23 protein-coding genes are annotated in these 20,943 nt (G+C 69.9%); 7 read left to right on the top strand and 16 right to left on the bottom strand.

Annotated elements, in window-relative coordinates; all coding sequences use genetic code 11:
- Window positions 1-174 precede the first annotated feature (174 nt).
- From EAT51_RS06175 to EAT51_RS06165, 4 genes are all read right to left on the bottom strand, one after another.
- Window positions 175-1,863: an ABC1 kinase family protein gene (locus EAT51_RS06175; RefSeq protein ID WP_130515076.1), complete on the bottom strand. Its 1,689-nt coding sequence runs from the start codon at window positions 1,861-1,863 to the stop codon at window positions 175-177.
- A 212-nt stretch (window positions 1,864-2,075) separates the two neighbouring features.
- Entirely contained in the window at window positions 2,076-4,151 is a 2,076-nt protein-coding gene (locus tag EAT51_RS06170; protein WP_205965162.1) for an ABC transporter permease, read from the bottom strand.
- Window positions 4,148-4,582, bottom strand: coding sequence for a hypothetical protein (locus EAT51_RS20405; protein ID WP_205965161.1), 435 nt, complete (start codon window positions 4,580-4,582; stop codon window positions 4,148-4,150). The genes EAT51_RS06170 and EAT51_RS20405 overlap by 4 nt, the downstream gene beginning before the upstream one ends.
- Entirely contained in the window at window positions 4,579-5,301 is a 723-nt protein-coding gene (locus EAT51_RS06165; RefSeq protein WP_130523811.1) for an ABC transporter ATP-binding protein, read from the bottom strand. Before EAT51_RS06165 ends, EAT51_RS20405 begins: the two co-directional genes overlap by 4 nt.
- A gap of 34 nt (window positions 5,302-5,335) precedes the next feature.
- On the opposite strand from EAT51_RS06165, the gene EAT51_RS06160 reads away from it, so the two are divergent.
- Both EAT51_RS06160 and EAT51_RS06155 read left to right on the top strand, forming a co-directional pair.
- Window positions 5,336-5,986: an arylesterase gene (locus EAT51_RS06160; protein ID WP_130515069.1), complete on the top strand. Its 651-nt coding sequence runs from the start codon at window positions 5,336-5,338 to the stop codon at window positions 5,984-5,986.
- Window positions 5,987-6,133: 147 nt separating this feature from the next.
- Window positions 6,134-6,397 carry a hypothetical protein gene (locus EAT51_RS06155; RefSeq protein ID WP_165394625.1) on the top strand — a complete coding sequence of 88 codons (264 nt, stop codon included), beginning with the start codon at window positions 6,134-6,136 and terminating at the stop codon, window positions 6,395-6,397.
- Between the two features lie 53 nt (window positions 6,398-6,450).
- Here EAT51_RS06155 and EAT51_RS06150 read toward each other — a convergent pair whose 3' ends face one another.
- Entirely contained in the window at window positions 6,451-6,738 is a 288-nt protein-coding gene (locus tag EAT51_RS06150; RefSeq protein ID WP_130515065.1) for a DUF3247 family protein, read from the bottom strand.
- Between the two features lie 184 nt (window positions 6,739-6,922).
- Here EAT51_RS06150 and EAT51_RS06145 point away from each other — a divergent pair, with 184 nt between their 5' ends.
- Window positions 6,923-7,135, top strand: coding sequence for a hypothetical protein (locus EAT51_RS06145; protein ID WP_130515063.1), 213 nt, complete (start codon window positions 6,923-6,925; stop codon window positions 7,133-7,135).
- A 41-nt stretch (window positions 7,136-7,176) separates the two neighbouring features.
- On the opposite strand, the gene EAT51_RS06140 is transcribed toward EAT51_RS06145, so the two are convergent.
- The 4 genes from EAT51_RS06140 to EAT51_RS06125 all read right to left on the bottom strand — a co-directional run bounded on the left by EAT51_RS06140 (window position 7,177) and on the right by EAT51_RS06125 (window position 11,861).
- Window positions 7,177-7,854 (bottom strand): DsbA family oxidoreductase, encoded by a 678-nt coding sequence (locus EAT51_RS06140; RefSeq protein WP_205953463.1) that lies wholly within the window; start codon window positions 7,852-7,854, stop codon window positions 7,177-7,179.
- 84 nt (window positions 7,855-7,938) lie between these two features.
- Window positions 7,939-10,395, bottom strand: coding sequence for a DNA ligase D (gene ligD, locus EAT51_RS06135; RefSeq protein WP_130561410.1), 2,457 nt, complete (start codon window positions 10,393-10,395; stop codon window positions 7,939-7,941).
- 10 nt (window positions 10,396-10,405) lie between these two features.
- On the bottom strand, window positions 10,406-11,365 hold the full coding sequence (gene ku / locus EAT51_RS06130) for a non-homologous end joining protein Ku (protein ID WP_130515059.1): 960 nt from the start codon (window positions 11,363-11,365) through the stop codon (window positions 10,406-10,408).
- 88 nt (window positions 11,366-11,453) lie between these two features.
- Window positions 11,454-11,861, bottom strand: a complete 408-nt coding sequence (locus EAT51_RS06125; protein ID WP_130515057.1) for a DUF3224 domain-containing protein — start codon at window positions 11,859-11,861, stop codon at window positions 11,454-11,456.
- A gap of 462 nt (window positions 11,862-12,323) precedes the next feature.
- Here EAT51_RS06125 and EAT51_RS06120 point away from each other — a divergent pair, with 462 nt between their 5' ends.
- Together EAT51_RS06120 and msrB are read left to right on the top strand one after the other, a co-directional pair.
- Window positions 12,324-12,890, top strand: a complete 567-nt coding sequence (locus tag EAT51_RS06120; RefSeq protein WP_130515055.1) for a DUF3016 domain-containing protein — start codon at window positions 12,324-12,326, stop codon at window positions 12,888-12,890.
- Window positions 12,891-12,977: 87 nt separating this feature from the next.
- Entirely contained in the window at window positions 12,978-13,451 is a 474-nt protein-coding gene (gene msrB, locus EAT51_RS06115) for a peptide-methionine (R)-S-oxide reductase MsrB (RefSeq protein ID WP_130515053.1), read from the top strand.
- Between the two features lie 10 nt (window positions 13,452-13,461).
- Here msrB and EAT51_RS06110 read toward each other — a convergent pair whose 3' ends face one another.
- Window positions 13,462-13,866 carry an EF-hand domain-containing protein gene (locus EAT51_RS06110; RefSeq protein WP_130515051.1) on the bottom strand — a complete coding sequence of 135 codons (405 nt, stop codon included), beginning with the start codon at window positions 13,864-13,866 and terminating at the stop codon, window positions 13,462-13,464.
- 101 nt (window positions 13,867-13,967) lie between these two features.
- Between EAT51_RS06110 and EAT51_RS06105 the strand changes: the two genes are divergently transcribed.
- The gene (locus tag EAT51_RS06105; RefSeq protein WP_130516160.1) at window positions 13,968-14,252 is read left to right on the top strand and encodes a DUF4031 domain-containing protein; all 285 of its coding nucleotides are present in this window, start codon (window positions 13,968-13,970) and stop codon (window positions 14,250-14,252) included.
- A gap of 140 nt (window positions 14,253-14,392) precedes the next feature.
- On the opposite strand, the gene EAT51_RS06100 is transcribed toward EAT51_RS06105, so the two are convergent.
- Window positions 14,393-14,923 (bottom strand): DUF6630 family protein, encoded by a 531-nt coding sequence (locus EAT51_RS06100; RefSeq protein ID WP_130515049.1) that lies wholly within the window; start codon window positions 14,921-14,923, stop codon window positions 14,393-14,395.
- Between the two features lie 106 nt (window positions 14,924-15,029).
- On the opposite strand from EAT51_RS06100, the gene EAT51_RS06095 reads away from it, so the two are divergent.
- Window positions 15,030-15,275 (top strand): DUF3297 family protein, encoded by a 246-nt coding sequence (locus EAT51_RS06095; protein WP_130515047.1) that lies wholly within the window; start codon window positions 15,030-15,032, stop codon window positions 15,273-15,275.
- 40 nt (window positions 15,276-15,315) lie between these two features.
- On the opposite strand, the gene EAT51_RS20850 is transcribed toward EAT51_RS06095, so the two are convergent.
- The 5 genes from EAT51_RS20850 to EAT51_RS06075 form a co-directional block, all read right to left on the bottom strand.
- The gene (locus tag EAT51_RS20850; protein ID WP_425479875.1) at window positions 15,316-16,086 is read right to left on the bottom strand and encodes an alpha/beta hydrolase family protein; all 771 of its coding nucleotides are present in this window, start codon (window positions 16,084-16,086) and stop codon (window positions 15,316-15,318) included.
- 33 nt (window positions 16,087-16,119) lie between these two features.
- Window positions 16,120-17,274: a hypothetical protein gene (locus tag EAT51_RS20845; RefSeq protein ID WP_323052884.1), complete on the bottom strand. Its 1,155-nt coding sequence runs from the start codon at window positions 17,272-17,274 to the stop codon at window positions 16,120-16,122.
- Between the two features lie 89 nt (window positions 17,275-17,363).
- On the bottom strand, window positions 17,364-19,007 hold the full coding sequence (locus EAT51_RS06085; RefSeq protein ID WP_130515045.1) for a Na+/H+ antiporter: 1,644 nt from the start codon (window positions 19,005-19,007) through the stop codon (window positions 17,364-17,366).
- A gap of 57 nt (window positions 19,008-19,064) precedes the next feature.
- Complete coding sequence (locus EAT51_RS06080) at window positions 19,065-19,826, bottom strand: ABC transporter permease (RefSeq protein ID WP_130516158.1); 762 nt, start codon at window positions 19,824-19,826, stop codon at window positions 19,065-19,067.
- Window positions 19,827-19,834: 8 nt separating this feature from the next.
- On the bottom strand, window positions 19,835-20,764 hold the full coding sequence (locus tag EAT51_RS06075; protein ID WP_130515043.1) for an ABC transporter ATP-binding protein: 930 nt from the start codon (window positions 20,762-20,764) through the stop codon (window positions 19,835-19,837).
- Window positions 20,765-20,943: the final 179 nt, after the last annotated feature.

The following is a 20,943-nucleotide window of genomic DNA, read 5'->3' as shown; positions in this document are numbered from 1 at the left end:
GGCTCAGGACGGGATCTTACCAACTGTCGCGACCCTATCAATGACAGCAATCCGGCGCGCGAGAGGCCCGAGATGGTTCAGGTTGACGCAATGTGACGCTATCGACGCTTGACCAAGCTCACACTTGGCAAAAGGCGGGCGGGGCTTACCGGAAACCATCGCAGGGGATCGCCTTTATCTGCTCCTGACCTTCCGATCCCCCAGCAGCGCGCTGATCACGATGCTGGCACCGAGCACGGCGCCGATGAAGAACAGGATCAGGGCGATGGTGGGATAGCCGAACAGCGTGCTGGCGGTGGGGATGCGCATCATCAGCGCCGAGGCCAGGATCAGCGCGGCGGTGACCACGCCGGCGGCCACGCGGTTGGCGATCTTCTGCAGGCTCTCCATCAGGTGCGATTCCTCCAGCCCGGAGATGCGCACCTGCATCTTGTTCTCCGAAAGCAGGCCCAGGATGTCCGACACGCGGCGCGGGCCTTCGCGGGCCAGCGTCTGCAGGTCCATCAGCTCGCTGGCCATGTTGGGCGAGGAGAACGACTGGCGCAGGCGGGCGCGCATGACGTGCTGCAGATGGCCTTCGACCACGGCCTTGGCATCCAGCTCGGGCGACAGCGCGCGGCACACCGTGTCCAGGTTCAGCAGGGCCTTGCCCAGCATCGACAGCTCCGGCGGCGTGCGCAGGCCGCAGGCCATGGCGATGCGGACCAGGTCCAGCACCACGCGGCCTTCGGAGCTGGTGGCGCTGTGCGCGGAGTAGCGGCTGATCAGCTGGCCGATCTCGCGGTTGAAGCGCTCGCCGTCGAAGTCCTCCAGCTGCGTGCCCAGGGCCAGCATCTCGCGCGCGACCTGCTCGCCGCGCCCGTCGACCGCGGCGAACAGCAGCTTGAGCAGGGTCTCGCGCTGGCCCGGCGGCACGTTGGCGACCATGCCCAGGTCGAAGATCGCCAGCCGGTTGTCCGGGGTGACGCGCAGGTTGCCCGGATGCGGGTCGGCGTGGATCTCGCCGTAGACGAAGATCTGGTCGATGTAGCCGCGCAGCAGCGCCGCCGACAGCGGCAGCATCGAATGCTCGGTGCGGCGCAGGGGCGAAATCTGGTCCACGCGCACGCCCTGCACCAGTTCCATGGTCAGCACGCGGCGGCGGGTCAGGTCCCATACCGGGCGCGGCACCAGCAGTTCCGGGTGATCCTTCAGGTGGGTGGCGAAGCGCTCCAGGTTCTCCGCCTCGGCCACATAGTCCAGCTCGGCCACCAGGGTGCGGCCGAACTCCTCCAGCCAGTCGGAGAAGCGCAGGTTGCGACCGACCTTGGTCAGCCGGTCGGCCGCGCCGGCGATCGAGCGCAGCATCGACAGGTCCGACAGCAGGCGCTGGGCCACGCCGGGCTTCTGCACCTTCACCGCCACCACCGTGCCGTCGCGCAGCACGGCGCGGTGCACCTGCGCCAGCGAGGCGGTGCCCAGCGGCTCAGGATCGAAGTCCTCGAAGATCTTGCTCAGGCGAACGCCCAGCTCGGCCTCCAGCGCCAGGCGGATCTGCTCGGCCGGCACCGGCGAGACGTCCTCCTGCATGCGCTCCAGCGCCACCGCGTAGGCCGGCGGCACGATGTCCGGGCGCGTGGACAGCATCTGGCCCAGCTTGATGAAGGTCGGGCCCAGCGCCTCGAGGTCGCGGCTGAACTCGTCCGGCGTGCCGTCGTCGACGGTGGCGGCCTGCAGCAGCGCGTCCTGCGAGAAGCCGGAAAACACACCGGAACGGCGGTACCGGAACAGGAACTTCATGATCTGCTTGCGCCGCTCCATCGCGCCCTCGCTGTGCGGGGCGGCGGACGGATCGCCGGGAGCGGACGCGGATGGTTCGGTCATGCGGGCCAGGCCTTGAGACAGGTCCGCGATTGTGTGAAGACGGCAGTCGGTGCAGGGTGAACGAGCGGCGGCGCCGCGCTGCGGGAGCATCACCTCGCCGCCTGCCTGTAGAGCGGAGCTTGTGGCAATCCCCTCTTGGGGACTCCGCTGCTCTTCGTTCGGTTCTTGGGAAAGCCCCAGCGGAGCAAGCTCCGCTCTACAGGGGAGCGGCCCTACCCCTGCAGCTCGCGCAGCGTCACCGACGGCGGGGCGTCGAGCACCTTGCGCGTGGCGATCAGGCCGGCGATCAGCGCGGCCAGCATGCCCAGCGCGCCGCCGACCACGGCCAGCGTCCAGTTCGGCTGCCACGGCAGGTCGAACACCCGCACCGCGACCACTCCGGACAGCACCGAGGCGGCGATGGCCGCCACCAGGCCGGAGAGCAGGCCGATGGCGGCGAACTCGGAGGCCTGCGCGGCGCGCAGCTGGCGCCGGCTGCCGCCGAGCACGCGCATCACCCCGCCCTCGAGCAGGCGCTCGTCCTGGCTGGCGCTGACCGCGGCCATCAGCACCAGCAGGCCGGCCGCCAGCGAGAACCAGAACACCACCTGCACCACCGTGCTGACCTGGTCGGCGGTGCTGCGCACCTGGGTCAGCACCTGGTCGATGTCGATCACCGACAGGTTGGGGAAGGCCTGCACCAGCTGCGCGGTGAAGCGCGGATGGTCGGGCGGCACGCGCACGGCGGTGATGTGGCTGGCCGCGTAGTCCTGCAGCACGCCGGGCGAGACCAGCACGAAGAAGTTGGGCTTGAAGCTCTCCCAGTCCACCTTGCGCAGGCTGGTGATCCTGCCTTGCAACGTCTGACCGGCGATATCGAAGCTGACCGTGTCGCCGAGCTTCCAGCCCAGCTGCTCGGCGAAACCCTCCTCGACGGACAGCTCGGTGCCCGACGTTGGCGCCGCCCCCCAGAACCGGCCGGCGGTCACCTTGTTGTCCTCGCGCAGCGTGGCCGCGGTGGAGAGATTGAACTCGCGTTCGGCGCGGCGCCGCGCCTCCTCGTCGGCGTAGCGGGCGCCGCTGGTCGCCTCGCCGTTATGGGTCACCAGGCGGCCGCGCACCATCGGGAACAGCGTCGGCGCGCCCAGGCCCTGGCGGGCGATGAACTCGGACACCGACGGCACCTGGTCGTCCTGCACGTTGATGATGAAGCGGTTGGGCGCATCGGCCTGCAGCGCCACCTGCCAGCGGTTGAGCAGGTCGGTGCGCACGAAGGTCAGCAGCAGCAGGGCCATCAGCCCCAGGCCCAGGGCGGCGATCTGCGCGATGCCGGTACCGGCGCGGCGGCTGACGTTGGCCAGCCCGTAGCGCAGCGCACCGCGCAGGCGGCGACGCAGGCGGCGCACGGCCAGGATCAGCAGCAGCGCCAGCCCGGCCAGCACCGCCAGCGTGGCGGCGATGCCGGCCAGCATGGCCAGGCCCAGCGTGGCCGAGCCGGCCTGCCACCACAGCAGCGCGCCCAGGCCGATCAGGCCGGCCAGCCCGACCAGCCAGGCGCTGGGTTCGGTCGGGTCCAGGTCCCGGCGCAGCACGCGCAGCGCCGGCACCCGGCGCAGCGCCAGCACCGGCGGCGCGCCGAAGGCCAGCAGCACGACCAGGCCGACGCCGTAGCCGCGCAGCACCGGCAGCCAGCCCGCCGGCGGGATCGCCACCTTCAAGGCTTGGGCCAGCCAGCCGCCGATGGCCCACTGCAGGGCGAAGGCGATGGCCACGCCGACCGTGCAGGCGATCAGCCCCAGCAGGACCAGCTCGCCCACGTGGATGCCGACCAGCCGCGACTGCTGCGCGCCCAGGCAGCGCATGACCGCCACACCGGACAGGTGCCGCTCGCTGTGCCGGCGCGCGGCCATCGCCACGGCCACCGCCGCCAGGATCACCGAGACCAGCGCGGCCAGGCCGAGGAAGCGGCTGGCGCGATCCAGCGCCGAGCGCACTTCCGGGCGCGCGTCCTGGATGGTCTCCAGGCGCTGGCCGCGACCCAGCGCCTCACGCGCGGTCGCGGTGAAGCGCTCCACCGCGCCGGCGTCGCCGGCCACCACCAGCCGGTAGCCGATGCGGCTGCCCAGCTGCACCAGCCCGGTGGCGGGCAGGTCGTCGGCGTTGAGGAAGACCTTGGGCGCGACGTTGAAGTAATCCAGCGCGGCATCGGGCTCCTGGGTCACCAGCGCGACCAGCGTCAGCGTCGCATCGCCCAGGCTGACGCGATCGCCGAGCCTGGCGCCCAGCGTGTCGGCGCCGGCGCGGGTCATCCACAGCGTGCCGCGCGCGGGGATGCCGCGGCCGGGTGCTCGCCGGGCGTGGCCGCATCGACCAGGGTGAAGCTGCCGCGCAGCGGAAAGCCCGCGCCCAGCGCGCGCAGATCGCCCAGCCGCAGTTGCGCGTCCTCGCCCTGCCCGACGCGAATCATGGTGTTGAGCTCGGTGGTCTGCGCGCTGCGCAGGCCGCTGGCCTTGGCCCCCTCCAGGATCGTGCCGCCGATGGGCGCATCGCCGCGCACCACCACATCGCCGCCGAGCAGGCGGTTGGCTTCGATCGCCAGCGCGCGCCCGGCGCGGTCGGTGACGAAGCCCACCGAACTCACCGCCACCACCGCCAGCACCAGCGCGGCCAGCAGGATGCGGATCTCGCCCGCGACCAGGTCGCGCCGCAGCTGGCGCCAGGCCAGGCGCAAGGTGTTCATGCGCCGGCCACCAGCACGCCGTTGTCCAGGCGCAGCACGCGCGTGCAGCGCGCGGCCAGCGCCTCATCGTGGGTGACCAGCACCAGCGTGGTGCCGGCCTGGGCGTTGAGCGCGAACAGCAGTTCCTCGATGGCATGACCGGTGCGCTGGTCCAGGTTGCCGGTGGGCTCGTCGGCGAACAGCAGCGCCGGCCGGGTCACGAAGGCGCGCGCCAGCGCCACGCGCTGCTGCTCGCCGCCGGACAGCTGGCGCGGGTAGTGGCCCAGGCGACCGGACAGGCCGACCTCGTCCAGGATGCGTTCGGCCGGGGCCTGTGGATCGGCATCGCCGCGCAGCTCCAGCGGCAGCATCACGTTCTCCAGCGCCGTCAGCGAGGGCAGCAGCTGGAAGTTTTGGAACACGAAGCCCACCTTCTCCCCGCGCACCTTCGCCCGCCCGTCCTCGTCCAGCGCCGAGAGCACCGCCCCGTCGAGCGTGACCGTGCCGCTGCTGGGCACATCCAGCCCGGCCAGCAGCGAGAGCAGCGTGCTCTTGCCCGAGCCCGAGGCGCCGACGATGGCCACCGTATCGCCAGGAGCGATCTCGAAGGACACAGCGTCGAGGATGGTCAGCGTGCTGCCGGGCAGTCGAACCTGCTTGCCCAGCGCCTGGACCTGCAGCACCGGCATGCGCCGGGAAGTGAGGGAGGTGTCAGCGTGCGGCAAGGCGGCGTCGGCCATGATGAGAAAGTCTTCGGGAACGGGAAAGATGACAATGCCTTCAGCTTATGCGGCCATCGCGCGCGCCATGCAATGGGCGCTGGCGCTGTGCGTGCTGACATTCATGCCACCTGCGTTGGCCCAAACGCCTGCCGGCGGCAAGACCGTGCTGGTGATGGGCGACTCGCTCTCGGCAGGCTACGGCCTGGGCCCGCGCGAGGGCTGGGTGCCGCTGACCTCGGTCAAGCTCAGCCGCGAGGCGCCCGGCTGGACGCTGGTCAACGCCAGCGTCAGCGGCGAGACCAGCGCCGGCGGCGCGGCACGCATCGGCGCCCAGCTGCAGCGGGTCAAGCCGGCAGTGGTGGTGATCGAACTGGGCGCCAACGACGGCCTGCGCGGCCTGCCGCTGGCGCAGACCAAGGCCAATCTGGACAAGATGATCCGGGCCTCGCAGGGCGCCGGGGCCAAGGTGCTGGTGCTGGGCATGCGCATGCCGCCCAACCTGGGCCGCGACTACACGCAGGGGTTCGCCGACACGTTCAGTGCGCTGGCTAAACAATACAAGACGGCCTTCGTGCCGTTCTTCCTCGAGCCCATCGCCAGCGATCGGGCCAACTTCCAGCCCGACAACCTGCACCCCACCGCGGCCGCGCAGCCGGCGATCCGCGACCACGTCTGGCCGGCGCTGGCGCCGATGCTGAAGTAAGGTTCGCCCGTGCCGGACCCCGGCACGGGGCTGCGTCGCTGCAGCGCCCCCGGGACCGTCTTCGCATTTCTCCAATGCCCGCTTCATGCCTGGGAAACATCGCCCCACCCATGATCGGACCGACTTCCCCAGCGGAGCGTTCCCATGTTGCGTGCCCTGTTTGTCGGTGGCGTCGTGGACAACAGCGAAATGGATCTGGACGGCCCACAGCCGCCGGTCCACTACCCCGAGAACGGCCATACCGGCCATCCCCGCTACCGCCTGCACCTGGTCGGCAAGCACGCCCCGGACGACGCGGTGGTCTACGCGGTTTATGGCGCGCCTGACCTGCCCAGCGAGGAAGTCCAGCGGGTCGCCGAGGAGCGCGGCTACGCGCGGCGCTTCGAGGCCTCGCCCCAGCCGGTCGAATAAGCCCGCGTTCCGGGCGGGCCCTGCCCGCCCGGATTCGCCAGGGCCGGCGCGACTCAGGAGGTGCCCAGCGGCACGACCTTGCGCACCTGGTCCAGCCATACGTATTGCGCATGCGCGGGATGGTCGATGTCGTCCAGGCGCAGCAGCGCGTTGTTGCCCTCGTTGCCGTCATAGTCGCGGAACAGCTGTACGGTGGGCCGCACGGTCACGGTGCCGCGCAGCTCGCGCCCGTCATCCAGGGTCAGGACGACCCTGGCTTCGGAGGGGAGTTCGGTGATCAGGGTTTCCAGACGTGCGATTTCGATCGGATCGGTGTGCACGCGATCGGCGAGCTGGCTCATGCGCGGGGTCTTGTCGAGGGAAAGACCGCGATGCTGGCGAACGGCCCCGTAACGGCGCGTCGAGGCCTGCGGTCGGCACGCATCGGACTTTTCCTACACGGCGACGGGGCGCCGCCCGAGTGTAGACAACTCCGTCACGGATCACGCTGCCCTCCGGCATCCCCCGGTGCCATGAGGTGACCCCATGCAGCGTCTCCTGCTCACCGTCGCCGCGCGCGAACAGGGCTGGCAGCTCTATGAAGGCGACCAAGGCCGCCAGTTCTTCGAGGATCGCGAGGAGGCGCTGCACACCGCCGCGCTGATCGCCGCCACCCTGCACCAGCGCCACGGCATCCGCAGTGGCGTGGTGATGGACATGGCCGGCTGCGAGGCGGTGCTGGTGTCGCGGCACGGGTAGGGACGGCGGGTTCCCAGCGCTTGATGCAGAAGGCGTCGGCGCTACCCCACGATCCCCGACAGCTGCCGCAGGGCCTGCTCGAAGGTGTCCACCGGCTGGCCGCCCTGCAGCAGGTGCTGCTGGTTGAACACCAGCGAGGGCACCGCGCTGATGCCGGCCTGGCGCCAGTGCGCCTCGTCCTGGCGCACGGCCTGCGCGTAGCGGTCGCTGCCCAGCACCGCGCGGGCCTCGTCAGCCGGCAGTCCGGCCTGCGCGACGATCTCGACGAGCACCGCGTGATCGGACACGTCCCGGCCTTCGGTGAAGTACGCCGTCAGCAGCGCCTGCTTGAGCCGCAGCTGCGCCTGGGCATCGTCCCGTTCTCCGGCCCAGTGCAGCAGCCGGTGCGCATCGAAGGTGTTGAAGCTGCGCGTGCGCTTGTCCAGGTCGAAGACGAAACCCAGCTCGGCCCCGCGCGCACGGATCGCCTCGCTGTTGGCCCTGTACTGCTCGGCGCTCATGCCGTACTTGCGCATCAGCCGCTGCTGCAGGTCCTCGCCGCCGGGCGCCAGATCCGGGTCCAGTTCGAACGGCTGGAAATGCAGGTCCAGCTGCAGCCCCTCGATGCGCTGGGCGGCGGTCAGCAGCGAGGCCAGGCCGATGGCGCACCACGGGCAGACCACGTCGGAAACGAAATCCACGCGCACCGGGCGGCCGATGCTGTCGGGAACCGCGCTCATGCCCTTCTCCTGTGCCAAGTCAGGTGCGCATTGCAGCGCGCCGCGGCGCGCGCCTCAACGGCGCCGGTGGGACGGACCGTCGCCTCAGCCCTTGGGCAGGGATTGCCTGATCTTGCCGATGTCCGCCCAGGGATCGGCCTTGAGGCGCGCGGCGCGCTGCAGCGCCTTGTCCAGGGTGAACTGGCCCGGCGAGGTGATCCGACCCAGGTCCTCCCAGCGCAGTGGCACGGCCACGGTGGCGTGCTCGCGGGCGCGCAGCGACCAGCTGCACACGCTGGTGTTGCCGCGCCCGTTGCGCAGCCAGTCGATAAAGATCCGCCCCTCGCGCTTGGCCTTGCTCATCGTGGCGATGTACAGCGTCGGTCGGTGCTGGGCCATCGCATTGGCGAAGGCCTCGCAGAAGGCCTTGGCCGTGTCCCAATCCGGCCCCGGCGTGATCGGCACCACCACGTGCAGCCCCTTGCCGCCGGACAAGCGTACGAAGCTCTCCAGCCCGGTCTGGCGCAGGTTCTCGCGCACCTCGCGCGCGGCGTCCTTGGTCGCCGCCCAGGACACGCCCGGCCCGGGATCGAGGTCGAACACCAGCCGGTCCGGCCGCTCCGGCGCGGCCACGGTCGAGCCCCAGGGATGCAGCTCCAGCGTGTTCATCTGCACCAGCGCCAGCACACCTTCCACATCCTCGACGTAGAGGTAGTCCTCCTTGCCGCTCTTCTGCCGCAGCGGGATCGCGTGCACGCCCGGACCGAGCGCGGCGGCGTGATGCTTCTGGAAGAAGCATTGCCCGCCGGCGCCATCCGGGCAGCGCAGCAGCGACAGCGGCCGGCCCGCCAGTTCGGGCAGCAGCAGCGGTGCGATGCGGCGGTAGTAGTCGGCGACCTGGCCCTTGGTGATGCCGTCGGCCGGGTACACGACGCGCTCGGGATGGGTGATCGTCACCGCCTGCTCCGGCGCGACGGCGTCCTGCTTGATGTCCACCATCGACTTGTCCTCGCGCAGTCGCAGGAAGGCAGCCTGGCGCAGCAGACCCTCCTTGCCCCAGCCGCGATAGGCCACCTCGGCCACCAGCTGCGGCCTGACCCAGTGCACGGAGCGCGCGTTGAACGGCACGTGCGCCGGCAGCGCCACGGCGGCCTTGTCGGTGTGCAGGGGCTTGAGGGTCTTCAGCAGCGCGGTCAGCGTCGCGTCGTCGAAGCCGGTGCCGACGCGGCCCACGTACTGCAGCGCCCCGTCCTGCGGACGCGCCAGCAGCAGCGAGCCGAAACCGGTGCGCGCACCCTTGGGCGGGGTGTAGCCGACGATGGCGAACTCGTCGGACTGCTCGTGCTTGGTCTTGATCCAGGTGCCGCTGCGCTGACCCACATACGGCGCATTGGCACGCTTGCTGACGATGCCTTCCAGCCCGGCCTTGCCACTGGCGGCGAAGACCTCCTGGCCATGGCCGATCACATGCTCGCTGTAGGCGATCAGGCCGGGCTTGGGGCCGATCAGCGTCTTGAGCAGCGCCTTGCGCTCGGCCAGCGGCGCGCGGCTGATGTCGACGCCGGCCACGCCGGGCAGGTCGAACACCAGATAGCGCAGCGGCGCCTTGGAAGTGCCCTCGATGCTGCGCTGCAGGGCGGCGAAATCGCTGCGGCCCTGTTCGTCGATCACCACCAGCTCGCCATCCAGGCGCGCGTCGTCCACCGGCAGCGCGTGCACGGCCTCGACCACCTCGGGAAAGGTGGCGTTCCAGTCCAGGCCGTTGCGCGAGCGCAGCCGCACCTGGCCATCGACCAGGTCGGCCAGTAGCCGGTAGCCGTCCCACTTGATCTCGTGCAGCCAGTCCTCGCCGGCCGGCGGCTGCGCGCGCAGCGTGCACAGCTGCGCGGCGAAGCCAGCCGGATACGGCGCATCGCGTGCGCCTTCCAGGGCCAGCGCGCGCCGGCGCACATCGGCGCCGCGCTTGCTCGCGGCACGCGGCGCGGCCTTGCGGGGTCGCGCCGCCTTGGCGCGCGCCTTCGACCGCGCCGGAACGTTCGGCTTGGACGCGGCGCCATCGACCAGGTCGTCGGCCTCCGCATCGGCCGCGAACGCGTCGTCGCGCTTGATCAGCAGCCATTGCTTCTGCCGGCCTTTCATCTGCGTGCGCACCAGCTTCCAGGCGCCGCCGAGCTTGTCGCCGCTGAGCACGAAGTCCAGCTTGCCCGCCGCGATCGCCGCCAGCGGATCGCCCTCGCAGGCCCAGTGCCCGTGGTCGAACACGTCCACGTGACCGGCGCCGTAGTGGCCCTTGGGGATATCGCCCTCGAAGGTCGCGTAGTCCAGCGGATGGTCTTCTACCTCCACCGCCAGGCGCTTCTCGCCCGGGCGCAGCGAGGGGCCCTTGGGCACGGCCCAGCTCTTGAGCACGCCGTCGGCCTCCAGACGGAAGTCGTAATGGCGCGAGGAGGCGTGATGCAGCTGCACCACGAAGATCGGCCGATGGCGCGCGACCTTGCCGTCGCCGCGCGGCTCGGGCGTCTGGTCGAAGCGGCGCTTGCGCGCGTACTCGTGCAGCGACATGTCAGATCACCTAGCCCGCCTTGCGCAGCGGTGCCTTCTTCGCCGGCTTCTTGGCCGACTTGGCGGGAGCCTTCTTGGCGGTCTTCTTGGCCGCCTTCTTCACCGCCTTGGTGGCCTTGGCCGGGCGCTTGGCGACCTGGTCGGTGGCGGTCTTCTTGGCCGGCGTGCGCTTGTTCTCGCCCAGCGACTTCTGCAGCAGGGCCATGAAGTCGACCACGTTGGTGGCATCGCCCTCGCGCTCGTGCTGCGCCGGCTCATCGACCTTCGCGGTGGCGCCCTTGGCCTGGATGCGCTCGGCGATGATGGCCTGCAGGCGCTCGCGGAACTCGTCGTGGTACTCGTCCGGTTTCCACTCCCCGCTCATGGACTGGATCAGCTTGCGCGCCATCTCCATTTCCTTGGGCGAGACGCGGTAGTCCCCGGCGTTGCCGCTGGGCAGCTTGTAGTCGTCCGGGGCGACCAGCTCCTGCGGATAGCGCAGCAGCATCAGCACCAGCGCGTCGCCCTGCGGCAGCACCGCGCACAGGTACTGGCGGGTGCGGATCACCACCCGCGCGATGCCGGCCTGGCCGGTGTCGCGCAGGGTCTCGCGCAGCAGCACATAGCCCTTCTCGGCCTTCTTGCCGGGCACCAGGATGTAGGGCTTCTCGTAATAGCGCACGTCGATCTCGGACGCGTCGACGAAAGTCTCCACCTCGACCGACTCATGGCCCTCCGGCGCGGCGGACTTGATGTCCTCCTGCTCGACCACGACGTAGTTGCCCTTATCGTATTCGAAGGCCTTGACGATGTCCTTCCACGGCACTTCCTCGCCGGTCTCGGCATTGACGCGCTCGAAGCGGATCGGCGACTTGTCGCGCGAATCGAGCATGCGGAAGTGCAGATCGACCTTGCGCTCGCCGGACATCAGCGAGACCGGCACATTGAGCAGGCCGAAGGTCAGGGTGCCGCTCCAGATCGGTCGGGCCATGACGGGTCCTTCGCACGCGGCAGGCGCCGCAAGGCCCCCGAGTGTGCGAACTGCGCCCGTGGATGGATCGTGACGGGCCGGCGGCGGCTCAGTCCGCGTCGGGCAGCGCGTAACTCAGGTCGTAGAAGTGCTGGCCGTGCTCGATGCGGATGGCCAGCGTGCCGGTGATGCCAGCCAGCGCGCCGGTGCCCGATCCGGGCGAGACCTGCACCTCCAACTGCTGGCGCTCGCCCTGCATCACGCCGCGATGCACCAGCACGAAGCTGCCGGTCCTGCCCTCCAGCGTGCCGGTGACCCGCTCGATGGCCACGTACGAGGCCGATGTCGGCACCGCGGCGCGCGCGGCCAGCATCTCGCCGACGCCGGTGCCGACCAGGTCGCCGCTGAAGCGCTTGTCCAGCGACAGGCGCGAGAGGCTGTTGCCATCGTCCGCCTCCGGGCCGATCCCGCCCTGGGGCTGCAGCTTGACCTCGAAGGTCCCGGTGGCGTGATGCATGGCAGGCTCCCGTGCGCAGGCGAATGACATCGATGCAAGGCGCCGAGTCTAGTCCAAGCCGCAGTCTTCCCTTTGGTGCCTGGTGAGAGCCGCCATGGCGGCGATGGGGCTCCACCGGTGGAAGCCCCGAAATTTCGGGAACGCCACATCGCCGCCATTGGCAAAAATGGCCACAAGGGTCCCACCCGTAGAGCGTAGCTTGTGGCAATCCCCTCTTGGGGACTCCGCTGGGGCCTTTTCCGCAAACCGAACGAAGAGCAGCGGAGTCCCCAAGAGGGGATTGCCACAAGCTACGCTCTACAAGGAGGCTGCGACTCGATCTGGGAGACAGTTGCTCCCACCCAAGTGCGGAAGGCGCGGCATAACGCCGGCCAAACGCGGCGCGCGCAAGCCCCGGCGGCCGGCGCAACTTCAGGGGCACGGGCGTAGCATCGGCGCATCCCCCAAGGCGGGAGTTCCGTCATGAAGCGCTCTGCCCTCTTCGCCAGCGTGCTGCTGGCCGCCCTCAGCCTGCCGGCGCTGGCCGCGCAGTCCAACGTCACCGACCCGAACCTGCCCCGCGCCCTGCCCGCGCAGGGACCGGTGTCGGTGTCCTGGACCGATCCGGCGCAGTTCACCGACATCCGCAACAGCCCCAACCGCTGGGAAGCCCAGCGCGGCACCTGGGTCACCGACCTGGCCGGCTATCTGCGCCAGGCCGCCGCCAAGCAGCTGCCGCCCGGGCAGACGCTGGATGTGCGCATCACCGACATCCATCGCGCCGGCGAGTACGAGCCCTGGCACGGGCCGTCGGCCGATCACATCCGCTTCCTCAAGGACATCTATCCGCCGCGCCTGAGCTTCGACTACACCCTGCACGACGCCAGCGGCAAGGTCGTCGACCAGGGCCAGGCCAAGCTGGTGGACCTGTCGTATCTGATGGGCGCCCGGCCGATGGACAGCGATCCGCTGCGTTACGAGAAGCGCCTGATCGACCAGTGGACGCGACGCGAGCTGGGCCCGGACACGCGCGCGGCCGGCGCGCCGTGAAGGCCGCGGCGCGTGGGCAGGTACAGTTGAACCCTGCACGCACCGCCGCCATCTTCCAGTCTTCTCCTTGAGACCGCAGGCCCCGCCATGTCCGACTTCGACCTGACGCCCCCCGACACCCTTCAGCGCGCCGAACTGATCGCCGGGCTGAGCGAGGAGGAGCGCCACGTCCTGCTCCAGCACGGCACCGAGGCGCCGTTCTGCGGCGCCTTCCTGGACAACAAGCTCGAGGGCGTCTACACCTGCCGGCTGTGCGGGCTGCCGCTGTTCGCCTCCAGCGCCAAGTTCGACTCCGGCACCGGCTGGCCCAGCTTCTTCAAGCCGTTCGATCCGGCCCACGTCAAGACCATCCGCGACACCAGCTACGGGATGATCCGCACCGAGATCACCTGCGCGCGCTGCGGCAGCCACCTGGGCCATGTCTTCCCCGACGGGCCGCCGCCGACCTACGAGCGCCACTGCCTCAATTCGGTCTCGCTGGCCTTCACCGAGGCCGGTCAGCCGCTGCCCGACCCGCTGCATCGCGGCGGCGCCGAGGCGCAGCTGGCGCAGGCCGCCTGAGCGCGGCGCGTCAGCGCCAGCTGAAGTCCCACCGCGTCAGGCGCCCGTCGCCGTCGCGGTCGTACTGGGCCATGGCCTGTTCGGCGTAATCAACGAACTCGGCCTCGCTGATCAGCTTGTCGTAGTTCTTGTCCATCGCCTCGATCCGCGCGCGGGCCGTGCCTTCGCGGCCGATGCCGCCGGTGTTGGGGTCGATCGAGGCGCGCATCTCGTCCAGGGTGATGAAGCCGTCGTGGTCCAGGTCCAGGGCGGCGAAGGAGGCGCGGGCGCCGGCGTCGTATTCGGCCAGGTTCACCACCCCGTCGTGGTCGGCATCGAGCTGATCGAAACGCGCCTGCGAGACCTGCGCCAGCACGGGCGCGGCCAGGCCCAGCAGGACCAGGCCGAGCAGCGGTTCGGGACGGAGACGGGGCATCGCGGGCGCGCCAGGCGGGACGAGGGCGCCATCCTGCCATGCCGCGCGCCGCCGCAGCCAAGCCGGCGCCGGCGATTCCCACGCCCGGCTATGCTGTGCCCATGAGCGTGTACGTGGACGATGCGGTCTGGCCCTGGCGCGGCCGCCGCTGGGCGCACCTGATGGCCGACTCGCTGGACGAACTGCACGCCTTCGCCGCGCGGCTAGGCATGCCGCGCCGCAGCTTCCAGGACAAGACCAGCGGCGCGCACTACGACATCGACGCGGACACCCGCGCGCTGGCCCTGGCGCTGGGCGCGGTGGCGATCTCGCGCCACCGCGACCGCGCCCAGGTGCGCGCGGTGATCGCGCGGGCCAAGGCGCAGGGACGCGGGCTGGCGCCGTAGCGCTGTCGGGCGCGCACCGGCCTTCGCAGGGGGGGGGCGTGCTCGGGCGGCGCGGGGCCGATCAGCGGCCCGGATGAAGGTCGCCCGCCTCCCGCCCAAGTGGTCGAAGCGGAAATCCGGCTTGCTCCCGTGCGCCGCGCTCAGCCGGCCTCGCTGGCCAGGCGCAGGTCGAAGCCCAGCAGCTGGCTCAGCGCGCGCATGGCCTCGTCGTCGCGGCGCAGCGCCATCCAGCCGCCGTAGCCGTCGGCATCGGCGTTCCAGCACCACAGCGTGTAGCCGTGCGGGCGCAGGCTGTCGTAGGCGATGGACAGCAGCTGCGGCACGTCCAGCCCCTCCATGAAGTCCTCGTCGTCGCGGTCGCCGCCCCACTCGATCGGCAGGCCGTAGCGCGCGGCCAGCTCGTCGAGCGCCTCCATCGTGGCGTCGATGTCGTCCGGGCCGACGAAGAAGCCCGAGGTCCAGTCCACGATGTCGCGCAGCAGCCAGGGCAAGGGCTGGTCGTCGCCGGCGGCCAGGCGCTCGCGCAGCAGGTCGAACTGGCGCAGGGCGGTGTCCTCGTCGCCCGGGTTGATCAGCACCAGCAGATTCCAGGCCAGCGCCTCGGGCGTGTCGGCCTCGTCCAGGTCCAGACGATCGGCGTCGTCTTCGTAGTCGGCGGTGTTGTCGGGCATGGCGGAACTCGATGTGCGGGAAAGGGGCCGGCCCTCGCACGGGATGCGCGCGGCCGGGGCGGCCATTATCCTGTGCGCCCTCGTTGCCCGCAGTGACCGTCCCACCATGTCCGAGACCCCTCCCGACCGCCTGGCCGTCGATCCGTCCAGCCGCTTCCACGATCAGGCCGCGCTGGACCGCGGCGTCGGCGTGCGCTTCAACGGCGTCGAGCGCGACAACGTGGAGGAGTACAGCGTGTCCGAGGGCTGGATCCGCGTGCAGGTGGGCAAGTCGCTGGATCGCCGCGGCCAGCCGATGACGCTGAAGATCAAGGGCAAGGTCGAGCCGTACTTCAAGACCGAGGCGGCTTGATCCAGGCCGGCGGCGGCGCCCTGCCGCGCCGCCGTCGTCGTCACTTTGCGAGCTGCCCGCCCAGATGCGGGGCCAGGAACGCCAGCAGCCGGCGGTAATACTCGCGCCGGTGGTCATCGGCGAAGTAGCCGTGGCCCTCATCGTCGTAGTACAGCGTCTCGACCGGAACACCGGCGCGCTTCAACGCCTTTTCCATGCGCTCGGTGTGGACCGGGGGCGCGCGCGTGTCCTTGCCGCCCGACGCCAGGAACACCGGCACCTTGATGCGGTCGGCCAGGTTCACCGGTGAGACTTCCGCCAGGGCATCCTTGTCGCCAACCCAGTCCTTGAGCCAGGTCTGTGTGGATGCCGCACCGTCACTGTCGTCGCTGATCATGCGCGGCAGGTCGTAGACCCCGACATAGCCTACCGCGCAGCGATACAGGGTCGGCTCCCGCGCCACGCCCATCAAAGCCGCATAGCCGCCGTAGCTCGCCCCGTAGATGCAGATCTTCGAAGGATCGGCGATGCCTTGGTCGATCGCCCAACGGGTTGCGTCGGTGAGGTCGTCCTGCATCGCCCGTCCCCACTGGCGGGCGCCTGCCTGCTCGAACGCCCGGCCGTAGTGCCCCGAGCCGCGGAAATTGATCCGCAGCACCGCATAACCCGCCTGCGCCAGCAACTGGCTGTCATCGTCGAAATCCGGGCCGTCGTAGAGACCGAATGGCCCGCCATGCGGGTTGACGATCAGCGGCAGCGCCTTACCGTCGCTTGAAACCGGCAAGGTCAGGTAGCCATGCAGCGTCAGGCCGTCGCGGGCATCAAAACTGATCTCGCGCGACGCCGACAGCTTTGCAGGATCGAACTATGTCCGCAGGCTGTAGATGCCTTCGGCCTGCTTGGTCTCGGTGTCGTACAGATAAAAATCACCGCTGTTGGTGCCGCCCCAGGTCCGCACGACCGCACGTCGGCCGTCGCGGGTCGCCGAGGTCACCGCCACCGCCTCGCCCGGGAATGCCTTTTCCAGTGAACGCTGCACGCGTGCGGCCGGGTCATCGTCCCGGAAGTAGCGGCTGAGGGTCCGCTCGCGGGTGAAGCGCGCGCCGATCGGTCGGCGACCGTCGGGCGACCAGATCAGGCTATCCGGGTCGACCACCGGGTCGCGCATCAGTTCCGTGCGCGCGCCGGTCTCCACATTCCAGGCCACGATGCTGTCCGGACCCTGCGGATGCTCGGTCTGCAGATAGGCAGTGCGTCCATCCTCCGCAAAGCCAAGCGCCCGCACGACGAGGCGGCTCTGAGCCTCATCGTCGATGAGCCTCCACTCCTGACCGCGACCGTCCCGGTAATAGAGCTTGTTGACGTTGTCAGCCCCCGCACCCTGCGCGAAACGCACCTGCCCCTGCGCATCGGTCGTGAAGCTGGCATTGCGGACAGGCGCGGTGGCGATCACGGCCCGGTGCCGGTTGTAGACATCCAGGAGCTCCACACGCGTGACCGGGTCGCTCTGCGAAAGCGGAGACGACGCGACGAGCACCTTGTGATCGTCGCCAGGCACCGTGCCGAACATGAAGACCGCGTTCTTCGCGTCCGACCGGAACGGATCGCGCCCCGTGGCGACGTCGATGGCAAAGGGACTGGCAATCAGGGCTCCGCCGCTACCATCTGCATTGATCGCGTGCAGCTCGCCAGTCGGATATGGCTGGGCGCGACTGCCGAACTGGCGGTCCATGGCCACGACCACACGGGTGTCGTTGACCCACCAGAAGCCGCCGACGCGCGAGTTCTCGCCGGCCACCACCTTTGCGGTCGGCTTACGATCGCTGCGGCGGACGATCACCAGACCCGTCCGATCCTCCAGCGGCATGGTCACCGCATAAAACTCGCCACTGGGCGAAATCTTGATCTGCTCGTAGCGGTCGCGCTTGAGGAACGCGTCCACATCCACCTGCGCCAGCGCGGGCCACATCGACAGCCAAGTCAATAACGCGGCCGCCAGCCGCATCCCTGTGTGCTTCATGTCCTTTCCCCTGGGCCCGTCGCGGGCGAGGCGAAGCTAGCAGGGACGCGGTGCGGCCGGCAACATGCGCCGCAGCGCGCCGCGCCGGCTCAGCGCTGGCGGGTTTCGAGCAGGTCCAGGTTGCGGACGAGCTTGCGCGAGACTTCTTCGGAGATCTTGCGTTCGCGCGCCAGGCGGAACAGTTCGGCGCGCTCGGCGCGCAGGCCGGCCTGGCGCATCTGTCGTTCGACCTGTTCGATCCGGCGCGCCTGCGCCGGGGCGATGTCGGCCTCGCCGCCCAGGCGGTCGACGTGGCGCTGGTAGAGCTGGCTGACGCGCTCGGCGCAGGCGCCGTAGAGCTCCTGGTCCTCGACCGCCTCGGCCGAGGCCACCAGCCGCTGGCGCTCGCTCTCCACCGCCACCAGCGCCGCGCGGGCGGCGGCCTTGCGCGCCAGGTCCTCTTCCTGCTGGTCTTCCTGCTCCTCGGGCAGCTGCAGGTTCTTCAGCAGGGGCGGCAGCGCCACCGAGGCGATCAGCAGCGAGACCAGGATCACCGCGGCGGCCAGGAAGATCGCCAGGTCGCGCGCCGGGAACGGCGAACCGTCGCCCATCGCCAGCGGCAGGGTCAGCACGCCGGCCAGGGTGATGGCGCCGCGCACGCCGGCCAGCGAGGTCGCCACGATGATCCGCCAGTTGGGGCTGGTCCGCTCCACGCCGCGCGCGCGGTCGCGCAGGAGGTTTAGGCCCAGCGACACCCACACCCAGATCAGGCGCAGCAGGATCAGGCCCAGGCTGATGGCGGCCACGTAGATGGCCAGCCACCACGGCTGCAGGTGGCCGGTCTCGTCGATACTGCGGATGGCGTTGCGCACGATGCCCGGCAGCTGCTCGCCGAGCAGGGTGAAGACGATGCCGTTGAGGGTGAACTGCACCATGTCCCACACCGCCGTGCGCTGGATGCGCACGCTGGCCGCGGCGCGGCCGGAGAGCTCGACATAGCTCATGGTGATGCCGGCCGAGACCGCCGCCAGGATGCCCGAGGCGCTGACCGCCTCGGCCACCACGTAGGCGGCGAACGGGGTCAGCAGGCTGACCAGGATCGACGAGCCGGCCTCCTCGCCGAAGTGGCGCATGATCCAGCGCTGCAGCACGTTGATCGCCCAGGTCACGCCGATGCCGCAGCCCAGGCCGGCCAGCGCCACCCACAGGAAGGTCAGCGAGGCGTCGGCCAGCGAGAAGGCGCCGGTCAGCGCGGCGGCCACCGCGAACTGGAAGCACACCAGGCCCGAGGCGTCGTTGAGCAGCGATTCGCCTTCCAGGATGTGCATCAGGCGCTTGGGGATGGGCACGCGCGAGGAGATCGCCGACAGCGCCACCGGGTCGGTGGGCGAGAGGATCGCCGCCAGGGCGAAGGCCACCGCCACCGGCATCGCCGGGATCATCCAGTGGATCAGGAAGCCCGCCCCGACCACGGTGAACACCACCAGCCCCAGGGCCAGCTCCAGGATCACCGTGCGGTCGCGGAACAGCCCCTGCTTGGGGATGCGCCAGCCGTCCAGGAACAGCAGCGGCGGCAGGAACAGCAGGAAGAACAGCTCCGGGTCCAGCTCCACGCCGTGGTTGAACATCGAAATGACCGCGCCCAGCCCGATCTGCACCAGCGGCAGCGGCAGCGAGAACGGCAGGACGCGGACCAGGAAACCACTGGCGGCCACGGCCAGCAGCATGGCCAGGACGATTTCGATCGAGTGCATGACGGTGAACTTACCAGACCGACATGCACTGTCTGCTGATCCGGACGGGGCGATGCGTCAGGTCTTGATCTTCCAGCCGGTGCGGAACATCGCCCACACCGCCACCAGGCACAGCACCAGAAAGCCGCAGATCGCCGCCAGGCTGACGCCGACGTCCACGTCGGCCAGGCCGAAGAAGCTCCAGCGGAAGCCGCTGATCAGGTACACGACCGGGTTGAACAGGGTGATCTTCTGCCACACCGGCGGCAGCATCGACACCGAATAGAACGCCCCGCCCAGGAAGGTCAGCGGGGTGACCACCATCAGCGGGATCACCTGCAGCTTCTGGAAGTCGTCGGCCCACAGCCCGATGATGAAGCCGAACAGCGAGAAGGTCAGCGCCGTCAGCAGCAGGAAGGCCACCATCCACACCGGGTGCTGGATCTCGTAGGGCACGAACAGCCGCGCGGTCACCAGGATCAGCAGACCCAGCATCAGCGACTTGCTCGCCGCCGCGCCCACGTAGCCCAGCACCACCTCCACGAACGAGACCGGCGCGGAGAGCAGTTCGTAGATCGTCCCGGACCACTTGGGCATGTAGATGCCGAAGGAGGCGTTGGAAATGCTCTCGTTGAGCAGCGAGAGCATGATCAGGCCGGGGATGATGAAGGCGCCGTAGCTCACGCCTTCCACCGACCCCATGCGCGAGCCGATCGCCGCGCCGAACACCACGAAGTACAGCGAGGTCGACAGCACCGGCGAGGCGATCGACTGGGTGATGGTGCGGAAGGTGCGCGCCATCTCGAAGCGGTAGATCGCCAGCACCGCGTGCAAGTTCAGGCCAAGATTCATGCGCGCGCCTCCCGCACCAGGTTGACGAAGATCTCCTCCAGCGAGGACTGCGAGGAATGCAGGTCCTTGAAGTCGATGCCCTGCTCGCCCAGGCGCTTGAGCAGCGCGGCGATGCCGGTCTCCTCGGCCTGCACGTCGAAGGTGTAGACCAGCTGGGTGCCGCCGGCCTGCAGCTCCAGCGGCAGGTCGGCCAGGGCGGCCGGCACGGCCTCCAGCGGCTGCTGCAGGGTCAGGGCCAGCTGCTTCTTGCCGAGCTTGTGCATCAGCGTGGCCTTGTCCTCCACCAACACCAGCCGGCCGCCGGTGATCACGCCGATGCGGTCGGCCATCTCCTCGGCCTCCTCGATGTAATGCGTGGTCAGCACCACGGTGGTGCCGCGATCGCGCAGGGCGCGCACCAGCTCCCACATGTCGTGGCGCAGCTCCACGTCCACACCGGCGGTAGGTTCGTCGAGGAACAGCACGCGCGGCTCGTGCGCCAGGGCCTTGGCGATCAGCACGCGGCGCTTCATGCCGCCGGACAGCGCCATGATCTTGGCATCGCGCTTGTCCCACAGCGACAGATCGCGCAGCACGCGCTCCAGCAGCGCCGGATCGGCCGGCTTGCCGAACAGCCCGCGCGAGAAGCGCACCGCGGCCCAGACGGTCTCGAAGGCCTCGGTCGCCAGTTCCTGCGGCACCAGTCCGACCAGCTTGCGCACGGTGCGGTAGTCGCGCACCACGTCGTGGCCCTCGATCTGCACCGTGCCCTCGCCCGGACGGACGATGCCGCACAGGATGCTGATCAGCGTGGTCTTGCCGGCGCCGTTGGGGCCGAGCAGCGCGAAGATCTCGCCCTTGCGGATCTCCAGGTCGACGCCCTTGAGCGCCTGGAAGCCGCCGTCATAGGTCTTGGTCAGCCCCTTAACCGAGATGGCCGAGGTCATGGTGGCTCCTGTGTTGCATGGATGGAACGACGCGCCGCGCGTGCGGGCGGCGGCGTAGCCTGCGGCAAGCCTCGTGATCGGGCAATGCAGGCCGGCGCGACGCTGTGTCCGGGCATCAGGTTGGCGAGGGGCCTCTTGCGTTCGACGCGGGTGCCATCAAGGGCGCGCCGCGGCGGATC

This window comes from Pseudoxanthomonas winnipegensis, from assembly GCF_004283755.1.
Lineage (GTDB): Bacteria > Pseudomonadota > Gammaproteobacteria > Xanthomonadales > Xanthomonadaceae > Pseudoxanthomonas_A > Pseudoxanthomonas_A winnipegensis.
This window is presented reverse-complemented; position numbering and strand designations above follow the sequence as displayed.